The sequence below is a fragment of the Streptomyces sp. NPDC088252 genome (genome assembly GCF_044740965.1).
Taxonomy (GTDB): Bacteria; Actinomycetota; Actinomycetes; order Streptomycetales; family Streptomycetaceae; genus Streptomyces.
The window spans coordinates 39,375-61,409 of the sequence record NZ_JBIURS010000031.1; the positions used below are offsets into that span (position 1 = coordinate 39,375).

The window sequence follows — 22,035 nt, forward strand, 5'->3', positions numbered from 1 at the left end:
TGCCTCCGCGCCGCCCGCGCTGGGCCTCGGTGTCGTCTCGGGGGGGGCTGGCGGCCGGGCGCCCCGCGCCGGGGGTCGGCGCCGCCCGCTTGGTGGGCCCCCCCCCCCGCGGCTCTGTCGCGTCGCGGGTCGGTGCTCAGGAAGTCAGCGGCGGCCGGGGGCCCTCGTCGGGACGGGAACCCGGCTGTGCGCCGTCCTGACGGATGACCTCACCCTGCACGACCTTTCCGTCCGGCCGGTGAATCCTGGCCTGCTGGAAGGCGTCGGAGAGGCTGCCGGGGGTCGCCGCACGCATCCGGCGCTCCAGCGACCGCTCCGCGTACCGGCCCAGCGCCGAACGGACCGGCGGCACCAGCAGCAGGAGCCCCGCGACGTCAGAGATCAGCCCCGGGATCATCAGCAGCAGCCCGCCGAGCATCAGGAAGCCATTGCCCCTGCTTCCCTGGGGCGCGGTCTGCGGAGCGGCGGCCCCGGGCTGCCCCGGCATCCGCTGGAGCGTCTCGGTGAGGTTGCGGAAGGCCCGGTGGCCGGCCCGCTTCATCACCGCGGCCCCGAGCACGATCCCCGCGACCAGAAGCAGCAGCACGGTGAAACCGCCCGCCACGTCGGCCACGACGGTGAGCAGCCAGATCTCCAGCACCGCCCAGGCGGCGATGGCGAGGGGGACGAAGGTGCGGGCGCGTGAACGCCTCGGGGCGGTCGGGGGCGGTGTGCTGCCGGTCGTCATGGTCCCCAGTGTGCCCGTACGCGCGTCCGAGCGGCGTATGGGGGTGATCACGAGCGGCGGACCGGAGCCCGCCGCCCCCGCCGGATCAGATCGCCTTGCGGCCCAGGACCCGGTTCGTACGGGAGGTGACCCCCCACGAGGTGACCCGCCAGAGCGCCTCGACCAGGATGTCGCGGCTCATCTTCGAGTCACCGATCTCACGGTCGACGAAGGTGATCGGAACCTCGACCACGTGATATCCGGCATCGATGGCGCGGCGGGCCAGGTCGACCTGGAAGCAGTAGCCCTGCGAGGCGACCCGGTCGAGACCGATGCCCTGCAGGGTCTCGACGCGGAAGGCCCGGTACCCACCGGTGACGTCCCTGGTCTGCAGGCCGAGGAGGAGCCGGGAGTACGTGCTGCCGCCACGGGAGATCATTTCGCGGGACTTGGGCCAGTTGACCACGCGTCCGCCCGGCACCCAGCGCGAGCCCAGCACCAGGTCCGCGCCCTTGAGCGCGGTGAGCAGCCGGGGCAGTTCCTCGGGCTGGTGGGAGCCGTCGGCGTCCATCTCCACGAGCACGCCGTAACCGTGCTCGATGCCCCAGTCGAACCCTGCGAGGTAGGCCGCACCCAGCCCTTCCTTGCCCTTGCGATGCAGCACCTGGACCTGGCTGTCCGCGGAGGCGAGCTCGTCGGCGATCTTCCCCGTGCCGTCGGGGCTGTTGTCGTCGGCGACCAGGATGTCGGCTTCCGGCACAGCGGCGCGCACCCGGCTGACGATCGGCTTGATGTTCTCGGCCTCGTTGTAGGTCGGAATGATCACCAGGGTTCTGCCCAGCGGGCCGTATCGCCTCTGACCGCCGTCGTTCACTTACTGCCCCTTAAGTCCGTACGCAGGTGCACACCATATCCAGCGCGCGGGGGCCCGTTGCCGACACGGTCGGCCGGGAACGGGCACTGCCGCGGACAGATGGAGGGAAGTGCGGACAGACTCCCTGAGGGGAGAGCGACGGAACTACGGATGGGGGCCCAGCGCCCTTCGGGCCGACCCGGGACCCGCTGGCTGCGGATCGACCTAGAGCCGTTGTCTACTGAACGTCCGGGCCCCACCCGGGTCGCACCTACCGTCCGGCTGAAACCTTCCCTCGCCCCCGAGGCGCGGGCGCTGAACCTGGCTGTCAGTGGTGGTGCGCCGGTGCGGCACACCACCCCATGACCCAGCGGCGTTCGACGACTGCGTGGAGGTTTAACCGGTCGGACGTCCTGTGGTGGACTCGGCCGAACCTACCGGCCGGTGGGCGCGTTCTGTCAATAGCCGCCTGACCTGCAATGTTTACGGAACTTGCCTGGTCAGTAGCGAAGATCCGCAGGTCGCGACGGAACAGGGGCTTCTTCGATCGGCGGTGCGAAATGTCCGGACGTCACTCGTTCGGCCGTACGAAGACCGTTTGTCCGAAGACCACGGTGCGAAGACAGACCGGGAGCTCCGCGCCCGGGGTGAGATCCGGCAGTCCGGGCGTTCCCGATCTCGGGTCGGTCGACCAACGGGCCACCCGGTCGTCCGGTGCCTGAACCACCAGGTCGGAGGTGCGCCAGATCGCGTAGTCGGCCGGGGCGCCGGGCACCAGGGTCCCCGCGTCGTCGCGACCGACGGCCCGCCAGCCGCCCCTGGTGTGAGCGGTGAAGCCGGCCCGCACGGAGATCCGGTGCTCGGGCGTGCGGTGGAAGGCGGCGGCCCGCACGGTGCCCCACGGGTCCAGCGGGGTCACCGGGCTGTCCGAGCCGAAGGCCAGCGGCACGCCGGCCCGCAGGAGCGCCGCGTACGGGTTGAGGGTCCTGGCCCGCTCGGCCCCGAGCCGCTGGACGTACATGCCTTCCTCGCCGCCCCAGGCCGCGTCGAAGGCGGGCTGCACGGAGGCGGTCAGGCCCAGTTCCGCGAAGGCGGCCACGGTCTCGGGCGTGAGCATCTCGGCGTGCTCGACACGGTGCCGGGCGGCCCGGATCCGGGCCGGGCCGAGCGTCTCGGAGGCGACCCGGACGCCCTCCACCACGGCGGTGACCGCCGCGTCGCCGATGGCGTGGAAGCCGGCCTGCAGCCCGGCCTCGGTGCAGGCGGTGACATGGGCGGCGATCCCCGCCGCGTCCAGGTGGGCGGTACCCGTATGTCCGGCCGGACCGTCGGCGTACGGCTCGTGCAGGCAGGCGGTGTGCGAGCCGAGGGAGCCGTCGACGAAGAGGTCCCCGGCGGCGCCGATCGCGCCGAGTTCCCGGACGCGACGCGCGTCCTTCTCGTCGGCGACCCGCTCGGCCCAGTACCCGAAGACCCGCGGTCCGTTCTCCGCGGCGGCGAGCTTCAGCAGCGCGACGAAGTCCTCCTCGTCGGAGATGTCGGGGCCGCCGCACTCGTGGACAGTGCCGATGCCGAGCGACGCGGCGTGGCGCAGGGCGGCGCGCTGGGCGTCGGCGCGCTGCTGCGGCGAGACGGCGCCGTGGGCCGCGGAGCGCACCGCGTGGTGGGCGGCGCCGGTCAGCGGGGCGTCGGGGTGGTACCCGGTCAGCGTGGTGACCCCCGGGACCAGATCGAGCAGGGCGGTGGTGACCACCGCCGAGTGCACATCGACACGGGGCAGGTAGACCGGCCGTCCACCGGCGGCGGCGTCGAGTTCGGCGCGCGACGGCGGGCGCTGCTCCGGCCATCGCGTGGCGTCCCAGCCATGACCGAGGACGACCCGGTCCGCCGGGTGCGCCGCCACGTACGCGCGCAGCAGACCGAGCGATTCGCCGAGGGTCCGGGCACCGGAGAGGTCGAGGCCGGTGAGGGCCAGTCCGGTCGATGTGGTGTGGACATGGGCGTCGGTGAAGGCGGGGGTGACCAGCGCGCCTTCGAGGTCGATCACCTCGTCGACGCCGCTCGCGAAGGCGTCGGCGGCTCCTTCCGAGCCCACCCAGGCGACATGGCCGCGTTCGACGACCATGGCGGTGGCGAACGGATCGGCGGGGCTGTGGACGTCTCCACCGCGCAGCAGCACGGTGCGGTGTTCGCTCTGGGGGGCGGTGCTCTCGGTCATGGGACCAGTCTCGCGCCTGCCCGGACCCGCCCGCTCCGCGGCCCCCTCAGATCTGCGGGGGCCTGGCCTCGTACGGCGTGGAGAGGACGACGGTGGTCCGGGTGGACACGCCGGCCAGCGAACGGATCCGGGTGAGCAGGTGCTCCAGCTCCAGCGGCGTCGCGACCCGCACCTTGAGGATGTAGTTCTCGTCACCCGCGACGCTGTGGCACGCCTCCAGCTCCGGGACGCCCGCGAGCCGGTCCGCGATGTCGTCCGGCGCGCTCGGGTCGAAGGGTTTCACCGAGATGAAGGCGGTGAGCGGCAGGCCGACGGCCTCGGGGTCGACGACCGCGGCATAGCCCCGGATCACCCCGCGCTGCTCCAGCCTGCGGACACGCTGATGAACGGCCGAGGTGGACAGGCCCGTGGCCTTGCCCAGGTCGGTGTAGCTCATCCGCCCGTCCTTGACGAGCAACTCCACGATCTGTCGGTCCAGCTCCTCCATGTGGATCAATCTATTGCCCCGGGCGCCTCCAGGCACAGCGGCGAGGACCCCGGAAGGGCACCCGAGGCGAGCATGTGACGAATGCCACAGGTTTACGGGGCGGTAGCCACCCCACTGGCGGTTACGGCCGAGGCACGACGGGAAGTGCTTGCTGTGGTCGAGGCCGTGGCGCCTTGTCGGCCCACCCGAGGGGGGAATTTCCCATGCAGAGCCTGAAGCTCACCCGTCGTACCGAGCCGGATCCCGCTGATCCGGTCGAGGACATCGCTCCCGACGCGTACGACACGCTCGAGATGTACCGAGTGATCTGCCCGGACTGCGCGCAGCCGATCGCGCTGCTGGCGGACGAGGACGTACTGCCGGAGCACGCGCTGTGCCCGACCCCGTGGAACCCGTTCGTCCTGACGGTCTGCGACGGCACGGGCCGCGCGGCGTCGCACGCCCGGCCCGCCGACGAGTCGCTCGACCTCCAGGAGCAGGAGACGGGGCTGCTGTTGACGCTTCCTCAGGGGTTCGACTGGCGGATGCAGCCGTTCTCGCACGCCGGCGGCCCCGGGTCGCGACCGTTGCGGATACGGCGCGAAGCCGCCTGAGACCGCCCCCGCGTCCGCGCGGGACCGCCCGGACCCCTCCGGGTCCGCACGACACAGCTGTGCCGCACCACGACGGCCCGACCGGCGTGGTGCCCGCTGCCGAAGACTCCGCCGCCCGGGGACCCGGGCGAACGGGCTCGCGAATCGGCCGGGCAGTGACCAGGGCCCGCCCGACGCCGTTGGCCAGGCATGACCCCGCTGCATTCAACGGCCGGTCCCGGTCGTCTCCGTCTCGCCGATCCCACCGCCGAAGAATCGGTTCCGCAGCCCGGTTCACAGCCGGTGCCGCAGCCCGCGCCTCCCCGGCCGGCACCGCGAACGGTGCCGCACTCCACCGATCCGCCCATCTACCGGGCCCTGCTGCGTCATTGGGAGGGCTCCGGCCGGACCCTGCCGGGCCGCCTCGACCAGGAGTGGAACCGGATCATGACGACGCCCGTGTGGTCGGAGCGGCCGCTGCGGATCAGCGTGTCTCAGGACCCGCGAGGTGGCGCGCGATGACCATCCGCTGGATCTGATTGGTGCCTTCGACGATCTGCAGCACCTTGGCCTCGCGCATCAGCCGCTCGACGGGGAAGTCGAGGGTGTAGCCGTATCCTCCGAGCACCTGGACGGCATCGACGGTGACCCGCATGGCCGCGTCCGTGCAGAACAGCTTGGCCATGGCCGCCTGGCGCGAGAAGGGCTTTCCCTCGTCGCGCAGCCGGGCCGCCTCCAGATACAGCGCGCGGCCCGCCTCGATCTGCGTGGCCATGTCGGCGAGCATGAAGCGCAGGCCCTGGAAGTCCGCGATGGGACGGCCGAACTGCTGCCGTCCGGTGGCATAGGCGACGGCCTCGCCCAGGGCCGCCTGGGCGACTCCGATCGCGCAGGCGGCGATGCCCAGGCGGCCGGAGTCGAGTGCGGACAGAGCGATCGCGAAGCCCTGCCCCTCCTCGCCGATCCGGCGCGCGTCGGCGACCCGTACGCCGTCGAAGTTCAGCTGGGCGGTGGGCGATCCCTTCATGCCCATCTTCTTCTCGGGGGCGGCCGCGTTCAGCCCCTCGGCGTCGCCCGGGACCAGGAAGGCGGTGATGCCCCGGGGGCCTTCGACCCCGGTGCGGGCGAGCACCGTGTAGAAGTCGGCGATGCCGCCGTGGGTGATCCACGCCTTGGTGCCGGTGAGGACCCAGTCGTCGCCGTCCCGTACGGCCTTCGTGCGGAGCGAGGCGGCGTCGGAGCCGGAGGCGGGTTCGGAGAGGCAGTAGGCACCCAGCAGACCCCCTCCGAGCATCGCCGGGAGGTGTTCGGCCTGCTGCTCCTTGGTGCCGTATCCGGCGAGGGCGTGGCAGGCGAGGGAGTGGACACTGACGCCGAGACCGACGGTGAGCCGGGCGGTCGCGAGCTCCTCCAGGACCTGGAGGTAGACCTCGTACGGCTGGTCACCACCGCCGTGGGCCGAGTCGTAGGGCAGCCCGAGCAGTCCGGACTCGGAGAGGAGGGTGAAGACTTCGCGCGGGAACCGGCCCGCGTCCTCCTCCTCGGCCGCCCGTGGCGCGATCTCTCGCTGGGCTATGTCGCGCACGAGTGCGACGAGCTGCCGGGACTCCTCGGTGGGCAGACGGCGTTCCACCAATTGCGGGGCACGGTCGGACATGACGGCGCTCTCCTCCCTGTCGGGCGTTGCGACGGTCGCGCGCGCGGGGTGTGGGCGGCGCCGCCGGGGGGCTTCCGGGCGGGGCCCGGAAGAGCACTGCTGCTCAACCGATGCCCACCCCTCGGATTACGAGAGTTGCTGGCCAGCGGCTGTGGCGGCTTGAGTATGCCCGATCGGACGATATCCGTCACGGGGTGGCGGAGCGACTCGGCGGCGGGCGGGACGATCACCGAGATTGGTCCGAACCATTGACCCAACTGGTCTAGTCCATCTACGGTTCCACCCCAACCGGACTTTCCGCGTTCATGCCAATTCGACCGGACGGCCGGAAGCACGCCCCCCACTCGCGAGTTCCCTCCCCCACGAGGAGACAAGATGTTTGGACCGCAGTATCCCCGCGCCCGTTTCAAGGCGCTCGCCGCAGCCACCTGTACCGCCGCCCTCGGCGCCGCCCTGCTGGGTGTCGCGGGCACCGCACCGGCCGGCGCGGCCCCCACCCCGCGGGCCGCGGCCCCCGCAGCCGACCGGGCCGCCCCCACAGCGGCCGGTGACAAGGTGGTCGGTTACTTCACCAACTGGGGTGTCTACCAGCGCAATTACCACGTCGCGAACATCGAGACCTCGGGCTCGGCCGACAAGCTCACGCACATCAACTACGCCTTCGGCAACGTGACCGGCGGCAAGTGCGCGATCGGCGACTCCTACGCCGACTACGAGAAGGCCTACACGGCCGACCAGTCGGTCGACGGTGTGGCGGACACCTGGGACCAGGACCTGCGCGGCAACTTCAACCAGCTGCGCAAACTGAAGAAGCTTCATCCGGACCTCAAGGTCATCTGGTCGTTCGGCGGCTGGACCTGGTCCGGCGGCTTCGGCGAGGCGGCGAAGAACCCGGCCGCCTTCGCCGAGTCCTGCTACAACCTGGTGGAGGACCCCCGCTGGGCCGATGTCTTCGACGGCATCGACATCGACTGGGAGTATCCCAACGCCTGCGGCCTGACCTGCGACACCAGCGGACGTGACGCCTACGGCAACCTGCTCGCCGCGCTGCGCTCCAGGTTCGGTGCGGACCATCTCGTCACCTCGGCGATCTCCGCCGACGGTTCCGACGGCGGAAAGCTCGACGCCGTCGACTACGGCGGCGCGGCGAAGTACGTCGACTGGTACAACCCGATGACGTACGACTTCTTCGGCGCCTGGGACGGCAAGGGGCCGACCGCTCCGCACTCCCCGCTGACCTCCTACAGCGGCATCCCGAAGGAGGGCTTCAACAGCGAGGCCGCCATCGACAAGCTGAAGGCCCAGGGCGTCCCCGCCTCGAAGCTGCTGCTCGGCATCGGCTTCTACGGCCGCGGCTGGACCGGGGTCACCCAGGACGCGCCCGGCGGCACCGCGACCGGCGCCGCACCCGGCACCTACGAGGCAGGCATCGAGGACTACAAGGTGCTCAAGGACAGCTGCCCGGCGACCGGCACCGTCGCCGGTACGGCGTACGCGCACTGCGGCACCAACTGGTGGAGCTACGACACCCCGGCCACCATCGCCACCAAGATGACCTACAAGAACCAGCAGGGACTGGGCGGCACCTTCTTCTGGGAGCTCAGCGGCGACACCTCCGACGGCGAGCTGATCAAGGCCATCGACTAAGGGGTGTCCCGTAATCCGTGGTGGATCAGTGCGCGGCGTCAGATGCGGTGCATCGCAAGGCGGAGGGACGTCCGCATACTGGATGTATGCGGACTTTCCGACAACGCGGCGAGGTGCCGTAGCTGTCGTCGCGCGCCCGCCAGGGATTACGGGACACCCCTTAGGTCCTCGGATCGGCGAGCGGGGCACGCGGGCCCGGCACGATCCGGACAAGAGGTCACGACAGAAGGAGCGGGGCGGCGGGCCGATCGGCCTTCCGCCCCGTTTCGTCCACGTCGGATCGGCCCCAAAAGGGTCCGACCGGCGGTGGTTCACGCGGCGTTCCCGCTCCGGACGAAGCTCCCGCGACCCACTCCGGCATGATGGTGCCGCACCCACTCCGACAATGTGTTCCCCGGACCGAGGTGTGGCCCCAAGGAGGAGGATTCCGCTTGTCACGCCAGGTTCTGACGGTCTGCCCAGAGCGGCCCGACGGCTTTCGAACGATCGGGGAGGCGCTGGCCAGGGCGCGCAACGGCGCGGTGATCAGCGTCCGTTCCGGCACCTATGCCGAGAGTCTGGTCATCACCGTCCCCGTCACCGTCGTCGCCGAGCAGTCCCGCGGCAGCGTCGAGATATGCCCGCCGCACGGCAGCGCCGTGGTGCTCCAGGCCGAAGCCGTGATGCTCACCGACCTGGTGCTGCGCGGCCGGGACGAGGAGCTGCCGGTCGTGGACACCCCGCGCGGTCAGATCGCGATGGACGGCTGCGACATCACCGGCGCCTCGTGGACCGCCCTGCCGGCCCGCGGTGCCGGCTCGGTGGCCCTGCGGGACTGCCGGGTGAGCAATCCGCGCGGCGCGGGGCTGGTGGTGACCTCGGTGGTGGAGAGTTCCGCCGAGTCCTGCACGGTGGAGCACCTGGGCACCTCGGGTGTGGTGATCGGCGAGCGCGGCCGGATCACGTTGCGGGGCTGCACCATCCGCGACGCCCGCGCCAACGGGGTTCTCGCCAACGGCGAGGGCCAGGGCTCGGTCGAGGAGTGCGACATCTCCTCCACCGACAAGCCGTCCATCGCGCTGGAGGAGCAGAGCACCACCCGGGTGCTGCGGACCGTGGTCCACGACACCAGTGTCGGCCTCCACCTCTCCTCGTCGGCCCGGACGGTGCTGGAGGACATCCGGGTGACCGGCACGAGCGGGCCGGGCATCGTCCTGTCGGGCGGTACCGATCCGCTGCTGCGCCGGTGCCGCACCGCCCGTACGAAGGGCCCCGGGCTGCTCGTGTCGGACCGGGCCCGGGGCACCTTCGAGGACTGCTGGCTGGACTCGGCGCAGGACGCCGCGCTGCATGTGCGGGGCTCGGCGTCCCCGGTGCTGATCGGGTTGACCGTCCGGGACTGCGCGCAGACGGGCGTACTGCTGGAGGAGGAGTCGGTCGCCGAGCTGGACCGCCTCGAAGTGCTCGACGCCGGCGGCACGGGCGTCCGGATACGGTCCGGCGCCAACCCTCTGGTGCGCAGGGCCGGGATCGGCGCGCCGAAGGGGAACGGCGTGGAGGTCGTCGAGGACGGCCGCGGCCGGCTGGAGGACTGCGAGATCGACCGCCCCGGTGACGCCGGGATCCGGGTCGCCGACGACGGCAGCGTCTACGTCGGCGGGGGCGCCGTGCGCGGCGCCGCGCACGGCATCTCCGTGGCGGCGGGCGGCAGTGTCACCGTCCGGGACTGCGACGTCCAGGAGTCCACGGACACAGGTGTCCTGGTCGAGGACGGCGGCGAACTGACCGCGACCCGGCTGCGGTTCACCGCAGCGGCGGGACACGGTGTGCTGCCGGCCCAGGGCGGCCGGGGCGCCTTCACCGCCTGCGAGGTCGGCGGCTCGGGACGGGACGGCTTCCGGGTGGAGACCACGGCCGCGGTGTCGGTGGTCAACTGCACCGCCCGGGACAACGAGGGCGGCGGTCTGGTGCAGGCCCTGGCGGGCGACCGGCTGGCGGTCGAGCAGCTGACCAGTACGGGCAACGGCAAGCGGGACGCCTGGGGTCCCGGCGAGGCCGAGGGCACCGACCCGGCCGGGACGGGCGCCTCGGGGGACGATGCCGGGACGGCCCGCGAGGGCGGCCCGCTGGCCGAACTCGACGCGCTGATCGGCCTGGAGAACGTCAAGCACCAGGTGCGCACGCTGGTCAATCTGATCCAGCTCGCCCAGCGGCGTGCCCGCCTCGGCCTGCCGGCTCCGCCGATGAGCCGCCATCTGGTCCTCTCCGGGCCGCCCGGCACCGGCAAGACGACCGTGGCACGGCTGTACGGGGCGATCCTCGCCGAACTGGGTGCGCTGCCCTCCGGTCACCTGGTGGAGGTCTCGCGCGCGGACCTGGTGGCGCAGATCGTCGGCGGAACCGCCATCAAGACCACCGAGACGTTCAAACGGGCCCTGGGCGGGGTGCTGTTCATCGACGAGGCGTACAGCCTGCTGTCGGACGGGCGGGGCTCGGGCGCAGACTTCGGCCGTGAGGCCGTCGACACGCTCCTGAAGCTGATGGAGGACCACCGCGACGACGTGGTCGTGGTGGCCGCCGGATACGCCGACGAGATGCGTGATTTCCTCGGTTCCAACCCGGGGCTCGCCTCGCGCTTCTCGCGTACGGTCGAGTTCGAGAACTACGCGGTCCCCGAACTGGTCTCGATCATCGAGAGCATGTGTGCCCATCACCGGTACGAGCTCGACGAGTCGACACTCACCGCGCTCGCCACGCACTTCGAGCGGATGCCCAGGGACGCCGGCTTCGGCAACGGCCGGGCCGCCCGGCAGGTGTTCGAGGAAATGGTGGACCGTCAGGCGTACCGGCTGGCCGCGCTCCCCGACGCCGATGAACTGGACCTCACCCGGCTGCTGCCCGAGGACGTCGGCGAGGAGGCCGCCGCCGCGGTGTCCGGGCAGACGGCCGACGGCGGGACGGAGAGCGATCCGCTCGCCCGGCTCGGGGACATGGTGGGGCTGGCCGCCGTCAAACGTGATGTCACCGATCCGGTCAATCTGCTGGCCACCGCGAAGAAGCGGGAGGCGGCCGGGCTGCCCGCGCCGCGGATCAGCCACCACCTGGTCTTCACCGGGCCGCCCGGCACCGGCAAGACCACGGTCGCCCGGCTCTACGGCGAGCTGCTGAAGTCGCTCGGTGTGCTGCCGCGCGGTCAGCTCGTCGAAGTGGCCAGGGCGGACCTGGTCGGCCGGTACGTGGGACACACCGCCCAGCTCACCCGGGAGGTGTTCGACCGGGCCGGGGGCGGGGTGCTGTTCGTCGACGAGGCGTACACGCTGACTCCGGAAGGCGCCTCGGGCGGCAACGACTTCGGCCGTGAGGCGGTGGACACGCTGCTGAAGCTGACGGAGGACCACCGCGACGAGGTGGTGGTGATCGTCGCCGGCTACACCGGTGAGATGGAACGCTTCCTGGCGTCCAACCCCGGCCTCTCCTCGCGGTTCTCCCGGCGGGTGGAGTTCGCCGACTACTCCTCGGACGAGCTGGTCACCATCGTCCGCCAGCACGCGACCGCGTCCGGATACGAGTGCGGTGCGGGGGCGGGTGCCGTCATGCGGGAGTACTTCGACGCGCTGCCCAGGGACCGTTCGTTCGGCAACGCGCGGCTGGCCCGGCAGGTACTGGAAGGCATGATGACGCGCCAGGCGGGCCGGGTGAGCGCCATGGCGGCACCGGGTCTGGACGATCTGCGGCTGCTGCTCCCGGAGGATGTCGTGCGTCCGCAGGCGGTGCCCGGATGACGCCCCGCCCCCGTGGACGGTGCGGCCTGCGGCGCCGCACCGGTCGCCTTCGAGCCGCGGCGCTCCTCGCCGCGGCTCTGGTCCTGCCGGGAGCCGGTCCCGCGACCGCGGCCGACGGGCAGAAGGTCAGGCTGCCGGTGATGCCCGCACGGCTCGAAGCCGGTGATCCGTGCACCGGTGGGTCAAAGGCGCGGGCCACGGCGGTGCCGTGGGAGCAGCAGAACCTCCAGCTCGCCCGTACCTCGGCGTTCGGCAAGGGGGCGGGGGTGAAGGTCGCGGTGGTGGACACCGGGGTCTCGACCGACGCGCCCACCCTCGCGGGCCGGGTCTCGGTGGTCGGTGGAGCCGGGACGGACTGTGTCGGCCACGGCACGTTCGTGGCCGGGCTGATCGCGGCGGCCCCCGCCGAGAACGTGCGCGTCGCGGGCGTCGCCCAGGAGTCCCGGATCATCGCGGTACGGGGCACGGACGAGCGCGGGACCGCGACCGCTGCGTCGGTCGCCGCCGGAATCCGGGCGGCGACCGACGCGGGGGCGAAGGTCGTCCAGGTCTCCCCCGCGCTGGCCTCCGGCTCGCCCGCGCTCGCGTCGGCCGTGCGGTACGCGGCCGCCCATGACGCGCTGATCGTGGCCGCCGCGACCCCCGACCCGATGCGCTCGTCCCCGGGCCGGGAGCCCGAGCCGCCGCGCGACTACTGGCCCGCGTCGGCGCCCGGGGTGCTCTCCGTCATCGACATGGACTCCCGGGGCGCCCGTCCGGACAACGCACCGGCCACGCTCGGCGCGGATCTCGCCGCCCCCGGCGACGGGGTCGTGGGCGTCGGGCCGCGCGGAGGAGGGCACTTCATCGGTTCGGGCGCGTCGTTCGCCGCCGCCTACGCCGCGGGCACGGCCGCCCTCGTACGGTCGGCGCACCCGGAGCTCTCGGCCGCGGCCACCGCACGACGGCTGACCCGCACCGCCTATCCGGCGGACGTGCCGCACCTGGACCCGTACGCCGCCGTCACCTCCGTACAGGATCCGGCCGAGCACACCCGGGCCGAGCGGGACGACTCCGTGGTGCTGCCGCCGGGGAACGGCAGCGAGGGCGCCACCCGCAGGGCGGTGTGGATCACGGTGGCCGGTGGCTCCCTCGCGCTGCTGGTCGCCTGGGCCGCGCTGATCGTGCCCCGCGGCCGTTCGCGCGGCTGGCGTCCCGCGGCCCGCCGTCGGGTGGCCGGGGCGGGGACCGCTACGCCGGGCGACTGACGGCCTGGTGCACGATGGCGAGCGGGCTCCCCGCGCCATGCGACTTTGCCTCCGGCGTTGTCGTCGCCTTGGTTTCAAAAGCCGCATGAAGCCGCTCGCTGATCCACTCTCCATCGTCCACCAGGCCGTGAGCGGGCGTACGGAGGCCCGAGGACCCCGGGGTGCGGCACCCCGGGGCCCTCGGGCCTCTCGTCCGGATCGGGCCGGATCAGCCCGCGGGCGGCGTCCCGGGCTCGTCCGCCAGTGCGGTCTGCACGAGGGCGGCCTTGCGCCGGACGATGTACTGGGCCCGGCCCGGCGGCAGATTGCGCGGCTTCACGTTGCCGAACACATAGCCCTCCGACGGCGGGCAGGACAGCAGCATGCCGGGGGTGTTGACCTCGTCCAGGCGGCGCAGCAACTGGTCGTTGAGACCACGGCCCGCGCCGGTCGCCGAGCGCACGGCGACCACGTGCAGACCGACCTCGTGGCCGAGCGCGAGATGGTCCAGGAGGGGGGCGAACGGGTGGTCGTAGGAGCCGGTGCCACCGACCATGTCGTAGTCGTCGACCAGGACGAACAGCCGCGGGCCGGTCCACCAGTCGCACCGCCGCATCCGGGACGGGGCGATGTCCGGACCGGGGAGCCTGGTCTTGATGGCGCGGGCCGCGCCGCCGACCAGTTCGCGCAGGGAGTCGACCGCGACGACGTGTCCGAGGCGGTACTCCTCGGGTACGGCGTCGACGAGTTCGCGTCGGTAGTCGACCACCAGGATGCGTGCCTCGGCCGCGGTGTACCGCGCGGTGATGGCACGGACCAGCAGGCGCAGCAGATTGGTCTTGCCGCTCTCGCTGTCGCCCACGCCGATCAGGTGTGGCGTGCGGCCGAAGTCGTGCCAGACGGGCGAGAGGGTCTCCTCGTCCAGGCCGAGCGGGACGCGCAGCCCCTCGGTGCGCTCCGGCTCCGGGAGCTGCCACCCGGTACCGTTCTCGGCTCCGGCACGGGGGACCTACCCGGCGCGTTCGCGTCCGCGGTGCCCTCGCCCCGCGAGGACCGGAGCAAGCACTCACCGACCGGCAAGGGCATCAAGGAGGACGGCGGCCCCTCCGTCGACGGTGCGCACGGATCCGGACCGATCAACGAGGGTGGGGACACCGGAGGAGCCGGCGCCACCGACCGGAAGCCGGCCGAGGACGGAAAGACGACCGGGAAGACGACCACCAGCGGAAAGACGACCACCAGCGGAAAGACGACCACGACCGGGAGCGACACCGGCACCGGAAGCGCATCGACCGGCACCACGCAGAAGGCCGCGCCGCAGTCGACGGTGGTCTACACCGGCGTGGCCGGACATGGCTGCCCCACCCCCGCCGGCGGCGGGTTCCAGCAGGACGGCTACTACAGCGACGGCTGGTACACCCGTTCCTCCGGCGGCTGAACGGGCGGGTGACGACTGGTCCAAGGGCTGGGAGAAGGCCCACCACGCCGCCGCCCAGATGAAGGTGGCCTGCCGGTCCTGACCCACCGGGGCCGGCTTCTCACATGAGGCCGGCCCGGGTGACGAACACGGCGATCACCACGACGAGGATCCACCCCAGCACGGTCTCCAGGGGCTTCGGTCCGTCCCCGGGACCGCCGGTCCGCGCACGGCGGCGGGTGGCCGGGGCGGTGGCGGCTTTGGCAGCAGTAGCGGTCATGGCATCTCGCCCGGTCGGCAGTGGGTGCCCCCCGAGGGCCCGACCACAGTGCCGGAATCACGGGCCCCGGGGGCAGAGACGTCCGTCACTGCCCCGGGACCCGGTTCCGTGTCGGTGGACGCCGACGGACGGCCGGATCCCGCTCCGGGACCGGTGGCGGGTACGCCGGGAGGGACGGGCCGCGGACGCCGCTCGTGGCGGAAACCACACCGCCGCCGACATCGCGGCGCCCACGTCGTCCCGGCTCACAGCAGGCCGAACGACCTCAGAACCCGGCGCTGAGCCGGTGTCGGACGAGCGGGCCAGTAGAGGTAGCAGACACCGCCCGTACCGCTCCTGACCTTGCCGTTCGCGTCGTAGCGCTTGGTGCGGAGCCAGATGTTCTCCCACTCCCGGCGCTTGTAGACCCGGCGCACGGCCTCGTCGTTCGGCGAGGCCGGGTCGTTCGCGATCACGTCACCGTCCGCGGTGAACCCGATCACGGTCATCAGATGGCCGGAGGTCCCGTACCCCGCGCCGGTGAGCTCCTCCTTGAGGAAGGACTGTGACGTTATGGCCGGTATGCCGGCCCGGATCAGCGTCTCCAGGTCCGTCAGCGAGCCGAGCCGGGTCACGACCGCGCTCATGCCGTGGTAGGTCGCCGCGTACGCGGCGTTGAACGGCCAGTTGCCGCAGCCCTCGTACTGGTAGTCGTACGTGAACCGGGCGGCGTGACAGACCTGCGGGTCGGCCAGCCCCGGCTCCACCCAGGCGAGGTCCTCGGCGGTGGGCCGCCGTCCCCAGTACTCGATGATCATCTGTGAGGAGGTGGGACTGCACCAGGCCTCGCCGCCGTTGTCGTACTCCGGGTACTGGCCCGCGTGGATGTTCTGCGAGTAGCGCGGCACCAGGAGTTCCCGAGCGAGGCCGGGGGTGCTGGCGGGCACGGTGAAGCGGTCCGGGATGTCGGACGCCATCGCGCCGATCCGCCAGACGGTGGGGGTGAGACGGGTTCCCGGTGTGCGGTGGAGCGTGAGCCGCAGCCGGTAGGAGTCCAGCCGCAGCCCGCCGGCCGCGTCGTCCACCGAGAAGGTGTCGGTCCAGATGGAACTCCTGCCGTCGGTCTGGTCGTCCACGGACGTCCGGCGGATGTCGCCGTCGCCCGCCGCCCAGCGGCCCATGACGTACCACGGTGTCGAGGTGGAGTCCGAGTAGCGACCCTGGAGTTCGATCTGGATCCAGGTGCCCTCCGGGGTGTCGGCGTTCCACGAGGCGATCACCTCGGTCGCCGGGACGGCGGACCGGTGGACGGGCGAGGTCCAGGTCGCGTACTCCCAGGTGGCGGTCGCGCCGGTGTGCGGATCCGGGTAGTCGGTGCGCCCCTCGGCGTGGCCGATCACCAGGCCGGGGCGACGGCCCGCGACGGCCCGTGTCCCGGCGCCGGAACCGCTGCGCCAGTCCCTGTACGTGTGCCAGGAGTGGTTGTCCACGGACGAGGCGGCCGAGGGGGTGCGGGGCGGGGCGGCGGAGGGGACGGCGGCGTGCGCGGAGCCGGACGACACCGTACCGGCGGTGGCCGCTGCCGCGAGCGCGGCGGTCAGCACGGTCCTGCGCGAGGTCGGTCTGTTCATGGGCGAGACCCCCGGTCGTAGGCGGAATGGGGTTGCGGGTGCACGACAGTGCGCCAACTATCGCGGGTCGCGGCCGGATTCGGCCAGCGATTCGCCCCATGCCAGGAAACCAATATTGGTCTGATCCACTGGCGTGACCTGCGCTTGTTTCCGAGCGGCTCGTAAGCTGGGGCGCATGAACGACCTCGCACCCCTCGCCACCCGGCTCCGCGCCCTGGCGCCGTCCTGCGGGCCGGTGCGGCTGATCGCCGTCGACGGCCACGCGGGATCGGGGAAGAGCACCTTCGCGTCCCGCCTCGCCGCCGCGCTCGACGGAGCCCCCGTCCTGCATCTGGACGATCTGGCCACCCATGAGTCCTTCTTCACCTGGGTGGACCGGCTGCGGGAGCAGGTGATCGGGCCGCTGTCGCGCGGGGAGCGCGCGCACTACGCGCCGTACGACTGGACCGCGCGGACGTTCACGGCGCCACGCGCCCTGGAGCCCGCACCGGTGGTCCTGATCGAAGGAGTGGGGGCGGGCCGCAGGGCCCTGCGCCCCCACCTGGCGCGGCTGCTGTGGATGGATCTCGCCGCCGCGGAGTCCTGGGCACGGGGCCGCCGCCGGGACGGGCCGGCCCTTTCGGCCTTCTGGGACGGGTGGACGGCGGCCGAGGCGGAGCATTTCTCGGCCGATCCCTCGCGCTCCCACGCGGATGCCCTGATACGGCAGTTGCCCGTGGGGTACGAGTGGCTGGAGGGGCCCGGCGCGGCAGCAGGAGCGAACCATTCCGTCACGGATCGTGAGCACGTCGTCCCCCTGTCCTGAGTGCCCGGAAATCGGCTCGGAAGTACCTCAACTCCGCTTGACCCGAGGGCGGTACAGGTCTTACGTTCTCAATGTGCGGCTTTTCGGAGCCCTCGCGGACACGAAGCCCCCGGTTGTTCCCCCGTGATCGGGGGCTTCGTTCTGCCCTCGCACCCCCGCCCGTACGCCGGTTAGACGGATTCCGCTCACCCTCGGTCACGGTCTCCCTTCTGCCTACGACGCTCTTAGTCGCACACTCCCTGCGCAGGTACGATGCCTCTCGGTGCGGTCAATTCCCGTCCGTGGCCCAGTGATTCGGCGCGCCTCGGCGGGCGGGTCGTGCGGCGGGACATCCTGGGGGCACGGTTTGTGGGGGACCAGATGGACATCGGCACGCAGGGCGCACAGGCCCCGGCCGACCTCGCCTGGCTGCGCGGCGTGGACGCCTACACCATGGGCGCCTACCCACAGGCCGAGGAGGAGTTCAGGGCTGCGGTACGGATCGATCCCGGCATGGCGGACGGCTGGCTCGGCCTCCATGCGCTGAGGATCGACACCACGACGGCGCTGCTGCGCATGTACCGTCATCGCGACCGCTTCGGCGAGCAGCGCACCCGCCATCGGCGCACGCTCAACTCCTGGTACTGGCTGGGCTGGTGGGTGCAACCGGTGCTGGAGAGCCCGCGCGATCTGCTCCTCGCGCACGCCTCGCACTGGCTGGACGGACGCCATGTCCCCGAGCTGGACCGCGCGCTGGCCGGCCTCCCGCCGGTGGACGCGGACCCGCAGGTGCGCTTCCTGCACGCCTGCCGCTCCTATCTGGTCAAGGACTGGGACCAGCTCGTGCGCCACACCGAGCAGCTGATCGACGATCCGATGCTCGGCATCGAGGCGGGGCTGTTCGGCGGGATGGCACGGGTACGGCTGGAGATGTACGGACAGGCCGAACCGCTGCTCTCCACCGCCCTGATGCGCTGCCGGAGCGAACAGCCGCAGCGCAAGGAGCTGCGCTACTGGCTGGCCCGCGCGCACGAGGGCACCGGCCGCAGCGCGGCCGCCCTGCCGCTCTACCGGGCGGTGCACCGGATCGACCCCGCGTTCATGGACACCTCGGCACGGCTCGCCGCGATCGCGGACTACGACGGTCTCGAAGGCAGCGACGAGGCCGGTCTCACCGCCCTGTCCCTGGCCGGATTGGGCACGGACACCGTGGCGGAGGCGCAGCCGGACGGGGAGTCGCTGCTGGGCACCGATCTGGTGGACGGGCGGGAGCTGCGGCCCGGTGGCGAGATCCCGGGGCTCGTGGGCAATGGGATGCCGCCGCCGTCCGGCGGAACCCGGCGGAAGACGGCGGTGCCCGGTCAGCCGTCGGCGCCCTTCCCCGCCGGGTCCAGCGATCCGGTGCTGCTCGCCGAAGCGCTGGCGGAGCTGGAGCGCATGGTCGGCCTGGAGCCCGTAAAGCGCCAGGTCAAGGCGTTGTCGGCGCAACTGAACATGGCGCGCCTGCGGGCCGGCCAGGGGTTGCCCGTGCAGCCGCCCAAACGCCATTTCGTCTTCTCCGGCCCTTCCGGGACCGGTAAGACCACGGTGGCCCGCATCCTGGGCCGGGTCTTCTACGCACTCGGCCTGCTGGGGGGCGACCATCTCGTCGAGGCCCAGCGCGCGGATCTGGTGGGCGAGTTCCTCGGGCAGACCGCCGTGAAGGCCAATGAGCTGATCGACTCGGCCCTCGGCGGGGTGCTCTTCGTGGACGAGGCGTACAGCCTCTCCAACACCGGCTACAGCAAGGGCGACGCGTACGGCGACGAGGCCCTCCAGGTCCTCCTCAAACGTGCGGAGGACAACCGGGACCATCTCGTCGTCATCCTCGCGGGCTATCCGGAAGGCATGGACCGGCTGCTGGCCACCAATCCGGGGCTCTCCTCACGGTTCACCACCCGGGTGGACTTCCCGAGCTACCGGCCGTTGGAACTCACCTCGATCGGTGAGGTGCTGGCCGCGGAGAACGGTGACGCGTGGGACGAGGAGTCCCTGGAGGAGCTGCGCTCCATCAGCGGCCATGTGGTCGAGCAGGGCTGGATCGACGAGCTGGGCAACGGGCGGTTCCTGCGCACGCTGTACGAGAAGAGCTGCGCCTACCGCGACCTGCGGCTCTCCGGTTACGCGGCCGAGCCGGGCCGGGACGACCTGGCCACGCTGCGGCTGCCGGACCTGATGCAGGCGTACGGCGAGGTGCTGTCCGGCCGTGGGCCGGTGGACCGGGGGCCGCAGGAGCCGCCGACGCTGTGACGTGGGCGATGCCGGAGGGCCGGGGTCGGCCCTCCGGCATCGCGGAGCACGGCGTGGTCAGCGGACCGCTGCGGTGAGTTCGCCGTGGCCGGTGGTCGTCTCCGCCGTCCGGCGGGGCACGGAGACCCGGTGGGCCGGGTCGCGTACCTCACCGACCAGCATCTCCAGCACGTCCTCCATGGCGACCAGACCCAGGACCCGGCCCGACGCGTCGGCGACCTGCGCCAGATGCGTCGCCGCGCGGCGCATCACGGTCAGGGCGTCGTCCAGGGGCAGCTCGGCCCGCACGGTCGCCATCGGCCGCCACACGTGCTGGGGGACGGCCCGCTCGCCGTCCTCCAGGTCCAGCACGTCCTTGACGTGCAGATAGCCCATGAACGGGCCGCCGCCCTCCGCGCACACGGGAAAACGCGAGTAGCCGGTCCGTACGGTCAGCTCCTCGATCCGGCGCGGTGTGACGGAGGGGTCCACCGTCACCAGTGAGGCCCGGCTGAGCAGCACGTCGGTGACGGGCCTGCTGCCCAGCTCCAGCGCGTCCTCCAGCCGCTCCTGCGCCTCCGGCTCCAGCAGCCCGGCCTGACCGGAGTCCTCGACGAGCCGGTTGAGCTGCTCGCTGGTGAAGACGGCCTCCACCTCGTCCTTCGGTTCGACACCGAAGAGCCGGAGCACCAGCCGGGCACAGGCGCCCAGCGCGGAGGTGACCGGGCGGCACACACGGGCGAAGCCCACAAGGCCGGGGCTGAGCCAGAGCGCGGTCTTCTCCGGCGCCGCCATCGCGAGGTTCTTCGGGACCATTTCGCCGATGACGAGGTGGAGGAAGACCACGAAGACCAGCGCCAGGACGTAGCCGAGCGGATGGATGAGGCCCTCGGGCAGGTGGATCGTCTGGAAGACCGGCTCCAGCAGATGGGCCACGGTCGGTTCGGCGACGGCGCCGAGGGTCAGCGAGCAGACGGTGATGCCGAACTGGGCGGCGGCCATCATCTGCGGCAGGTTCTCCAGCCCGTACAGCGTCCGGCGGGCCCGGCCCGAACCGGCCGCCGCGAGCGGTTCGATCTGGCTGCGCCGTACGGAGACGAGCGCGAACTCGGCTCCGACGAAGAAGCCGTTCGCCAGCACGAGAAGCCCGGCGAAGAGCAGTTGGACGAGGCTCATCGCACGGCCTCCAGTGCGTCCTGGGACAGCGGGGCCGCGGTCACCGGATCGGCCGCCTCCACCGTGCGTACGAAGCGGACCTTCTCGGCGCGGTAGTGGCCGACCTGGCGGACGGAGATCCGCCAGCCGGGCAGTTCGGCCCGGTCACCGGGGGCGGGGATGCGTCCCAGCAGATCGGCGACGAGTCCGGCCACGGTCTCGTACGGGCCGTCGGGTACGTCGAGTCCTATCCGGCGCAGGGTCAGGACCCGGCAGCTGCCCTCGGCCTCCCAGGCCGGGCGGCCGTCCTCGGGAGCGGCGGGGGCCAGTTCGGGCCGGTCGGCGCCTTCGGCGTCGTGCTCGTCCCGGACCTCGCCGACGAGCTCCTCGATGATGTCCTCAAGGGTGACCACTCCGGCGGTGCCGCCGTACTCGTCGACCACGACGGCGATGGGCTGCTCGTTGCGCAGCCGCTGGAGCAGTTGTTCGACGGGCAGCGTCTCGGGCACCAGCAGCGGCGGTACGGCGATCCGGCCGGCCGAGGTGCGCAGCCGGTCCTGGGCAGGCACGGCGAGCGCGTCCTTGAGGTGGATCATGCCGATGACCTCGTCGATGCGCTCCCGGTAGACCGGGAAGCGGGAGAGGCCGGTGGCGCGGGTGAGGTTGAGGACGTCCTGCGCGGTCGCCGAGGACTGCAGGGCGCTGACCTTCACCCGTGGGGTCATGACGTGCTGGGCGGTGAGTCCGGCGAGCGACAGGGTCCGTACGAAGAGATCCGCGGTGTCCTGTTCGAGGGTGCCGGCCTCGGCCGAGTGGCGGGCCAGGGAGACCAGTTCCCCGGGGGTGCGGGCGGAGGCCAGCTCATCGGTGGGTTCGACGCCCAGCAGCCGGACCATCCGGTTGGCGACGGTGTTCAGCAGGCTGATCACCGGCCGGAGAGCGGCGGAGAACCGGTGCTGGGGGCCGGCCACGAACCGGGCGACCTGGAGCGGCCGGGAGACCGCCCAGTTCTTCGGCACGAGTTCGCCGATGACCATCTGTACGGCGGAGGCCACCATCATCCCGATCAGCACGCTGATGCCGGACACGGCCCCGTCGGGCAGACCGGTGGCGGTGAGGGGGCCGTCCAGCAGCTGGGCCAGTGCCGGTTCGGCGAGCATGCCGACCACCAGCGAGGTGATGGTGATGCCGAGCTGGGTGCCGGAGAGCTGGAAGGAGAGTTCGCGCAGGGCTTCGACGACGGTGCGGGACCGCCGGTCGCCCGCTGCGGCGGCGCGCTCGGCGTCCGGCCGCTCCACCGTGACGAGCCCGAATTCGGCTGCCACGAAGAATCCGTTGGCGAGGATGAGAAGGAACGCTGCGCCGAGCAGCAGCAGGGGGATGGTCATTCCGCC

Annotated in this window: 16 protein-coding genes and 1 pseudogene; 7 read left to right on the forward strand and 10 right to left on the reverse strand. The window is 72.1% G+C overall.

Features of this window, described 5'->3' with window-relative positions; all coding sequences use genetic code 11:
* Positions 1-136: 136 nt before the first annotated feature.
* The 4 genes from fxsA to ACIOHC_RS38345 form a co-directional block, all read right to left on the reverse strand.
* A complete protein-coding gene (gene fxsA, locus ACIOHC_RS38330) occupies positions 137-727 on the reverse strand; it encodes an FxsA family membrane protein (RefSeq protein ID WP_401846196.1) in 591 nt (196 codons plus the stop codon).
* Between the two features lie 85 nt (positions 728-812).
* Positions 813-1,580: a polyprenol monophosphomannose synthase gene (locus ACIOHC_RS38335; RefSeq protein ID WP_351084312.1), complete on the reverse strand. Its 768-nt coding sequence runs from the start codon at positions 1,578-1,580 to the stop codon at positions 813-815.
* 550 nt (positions 1,581-2,130) lie between these two features.
* Positions 2,131-3,777 (reverse strand): amidohydrolase, encoded by a 1,647-nt coding sequence (locus ACIOHC_RS38340; RefSeq protein ID WP_351084314.1) that lies wholly within the window; start codon positions 3,775-3,777, stop codon positions 2,131-2,133.
* A 46-nt stretch (positions 3,778-3,823) separates the two neighbouring features.
* Positions 3,824-4,264: an Lrp/AsnC family transcriptional regulator gene (locus ACIOHC_RS38345; RefSeq protein ID WP_328892807.1), complete on the reverse strand. Its 441-nt coding sequence runs from the start codon at positions 4,262-4,264 to the stop codon at positions 3,824-3,826.
* A 203-nt stretch (positions 4,265-4,467) separates the two neighbouring features.
* Between ACIOHC_RS38345 and ACIOHC_RS38350 the strand changes: the two genes are divergently transcribed.
* Positions 4,468-4,857: a hypothetical protein gene (locus ACIOHC_RS38350; protein WP_351084316.1), complete on the forward strand. Its 390-nt coding sequence runs from the start codon at positions 4,468-4,470 to the stop codon at positions 4,855-4,857.
* 463 nt (positions 4,858-5,320) lie between these two features.
* Here the strand turns inward: ACIOHC_RS38350 and ACIOHC_RS38355 are convergent, their stop codons facing one another.
* A complete protein-coding gene (locus ACIOHC_RS38355; protein ID WP_351084318.1) occupies positions 5,321-6,493 on the reverse strand; it encodes an acyl-CoA dehydrogenase family protein in 1,173 nt (390 codons plus the stop codon).
* A 375-nt stretch (positions 6,494-6,868) separates the two neighbouring features.
* Between ACIOHC_RS38355 and ACIOHC_RS38360 the strand changes: the two genes are divergently transcribed.
* The 3 genes from ACIOHC_RS38360 (at position 6,869) to ACIOHC_RS38370 (ending at position 13,148) form a co-directional block, all read left to right on the forward strand.
* Positions 6,869-8,140, forward strand: a complete 1,272-nt coding sequence (locus tag ACIOHC_RS38360) for a glycoside hydrolase family 18 protein (protein ID WP_351084320.1) — start codon at positions 6,869-6,871, stop codon at positions 8,138-8,140.
* Positions 8,141-8,571: 431 nt separating this feature from the next.
* Complete coding sequence (locus tag ACIOHC_RS38365; RefSeq protein ID WP_401846201.1) at positions 8,572-11,901, forward strand: right-handed parallel beta-helix repeat-containing protein; 3,330 nt, start codon at positions 8,572-8,574, stop codon at positions 11,899-11,901.
* On the forward strand, positions 11,898-13,148 hold the full coding sequence (locus ACIOHC_RS38370) for a S8 family serine peptidase (RefSeq protein ID WP_401846204.1): 1,251 nt from the start codon (positions 11,898-11,900) through the stop codon (positions 13,146-13,148). Before ACIOHC_RS38365 ends, ACIOHC_RS38370 begins: the two co-directional genes overlap by 4 nt.
* Positions 13,149-13,356: 208 nt before the next feature.
* On the opposite strand, the pseudogene ACIOHC_RS38375 reads toward ACIOHC_RS38370, so the two are convergent.
* A pseudogene (locus tag ACIOHC_RS38375) lies at positions 13,357-14,100 on the reverse strand (FtsK/SpoIIIE domain-containing protein); the annotation flags it as partial.
* On the opposite strand from ACIOHC_RS38375, the gene ACIOHC_RS38380 reads away from it, so the two are divergent.
* Positions 14,020-14,565 (forward strand): hypothetical protein, encoded by a 546-nt coding sequence (locus ACIOHC_RS38380; protein ID WP_365694251.1) that lies wholly within the window; start codon positions 14,020-14,022, stop codon positions 14,563-14,565. The pseudogene ACIOHC_RS38375 and the gene ACIOHC_RS38380 overlap by 81 nt on opposite strands.
* 100 nt (positions 14,566-14,665) lie before the next feature.
* Here the strand turns inward: ACIOHC_RS38380 and ACIOHC_RS38385 are convergent, their stop codons facing one another.
* Both ACIOHC_RS38385 and ACIOHC_RS38390 read right to left on the reverse strand, forming a co-directional pair.
* Entirely contained in the window at positions 14,666-14,824 is a 159-nt protein-coding gene (locus tag ACIOHC_RS38385) for an SCO1431 family membrane protein (protein ID WP_351084328.1), read from the reverse strand.
* 245 nt (positions 14,825-15,069) lie between these two features.
* The gene (locus tag ACIOHC_RS38390) at positions 15,070-16,434 is read right to left on the reverse strand and encodes a peptidase C39 family protein (protein WP_365694249.1); all 1,365 of its coding nucleotides are present in this window, start codon (positions 16,432-16,434) and stop codon (positions 15,070-15,072) included.
* Between the two features lie 175 nt (positions 16,435-16,609).
* Between ACIOHC_RS38390 and ACIOHC_RS38395 the strand changes: the two genes are divergently transcribed.
* Both ACIOHC_RS38395 and ACIOHC_RS38400 read left to right on the forward strand, forming a co-directional pair.
* Positions 16,610-17,239, forward strand: coding sequence for a hypothetical protein (locus ACIOHC_RS38395; protein ID WP_351084332.1), 630 nt, complete (start codon positions 16,610-16,612; stop codon positions 17,237-17,239).
* 360 nt (positions 17,240-17,599) lie between these two features.
* A complete protein-coding gene (locus ACIOHC_RS38400) occupies positions 17,600-19,507 on the forward strand; it encodes an AAA family ATPase (protein WP_351084334.1) in 1,908 nt (635 codons plus the stop codon).
* A 57-nt stretch (positions 19,508-19,564) separates the two neighbouring features.
* Here ACIOHC_RS38400 and ACIOHC_RS38405 read toward each other — a convergent pair whose 3' ends face one another.
* Together ACIOHC_RS38405 and ACIOHC_RS38410 are read right to left on the reverse strand one after the other, a co-directional pair.
* Positions 19,565-20,662 carry a hemolysin family protein gene (locus ACIOHC_RS38405; RefSeq protein WP_351084336.1) on the reverse strand — a complete coding sequence of 366 codons (1,098 nt, stop codon included), beginning with the start codon at positions 20,660-20,662 and terminating at the stop codon, positions 19,565-19,567.
* Positions 20,659-22,029, reverse strand: coding sequence for a hemolysin family protein (locus ACIOHC_RS38410; RefSeq protein ID WP_351084338.1), 1,371 nt, complete (start codon positions 22,027-22,029; stop codon positions 20,659-20,661). Before ACIOHC_RS38410 ends, ACIOHC_RS38405 begins: the two co-directional genes overlap by 4 nt.
* Between the last annotated feature and the right edge of the window lie 6 nt (positions 22,030-22,035).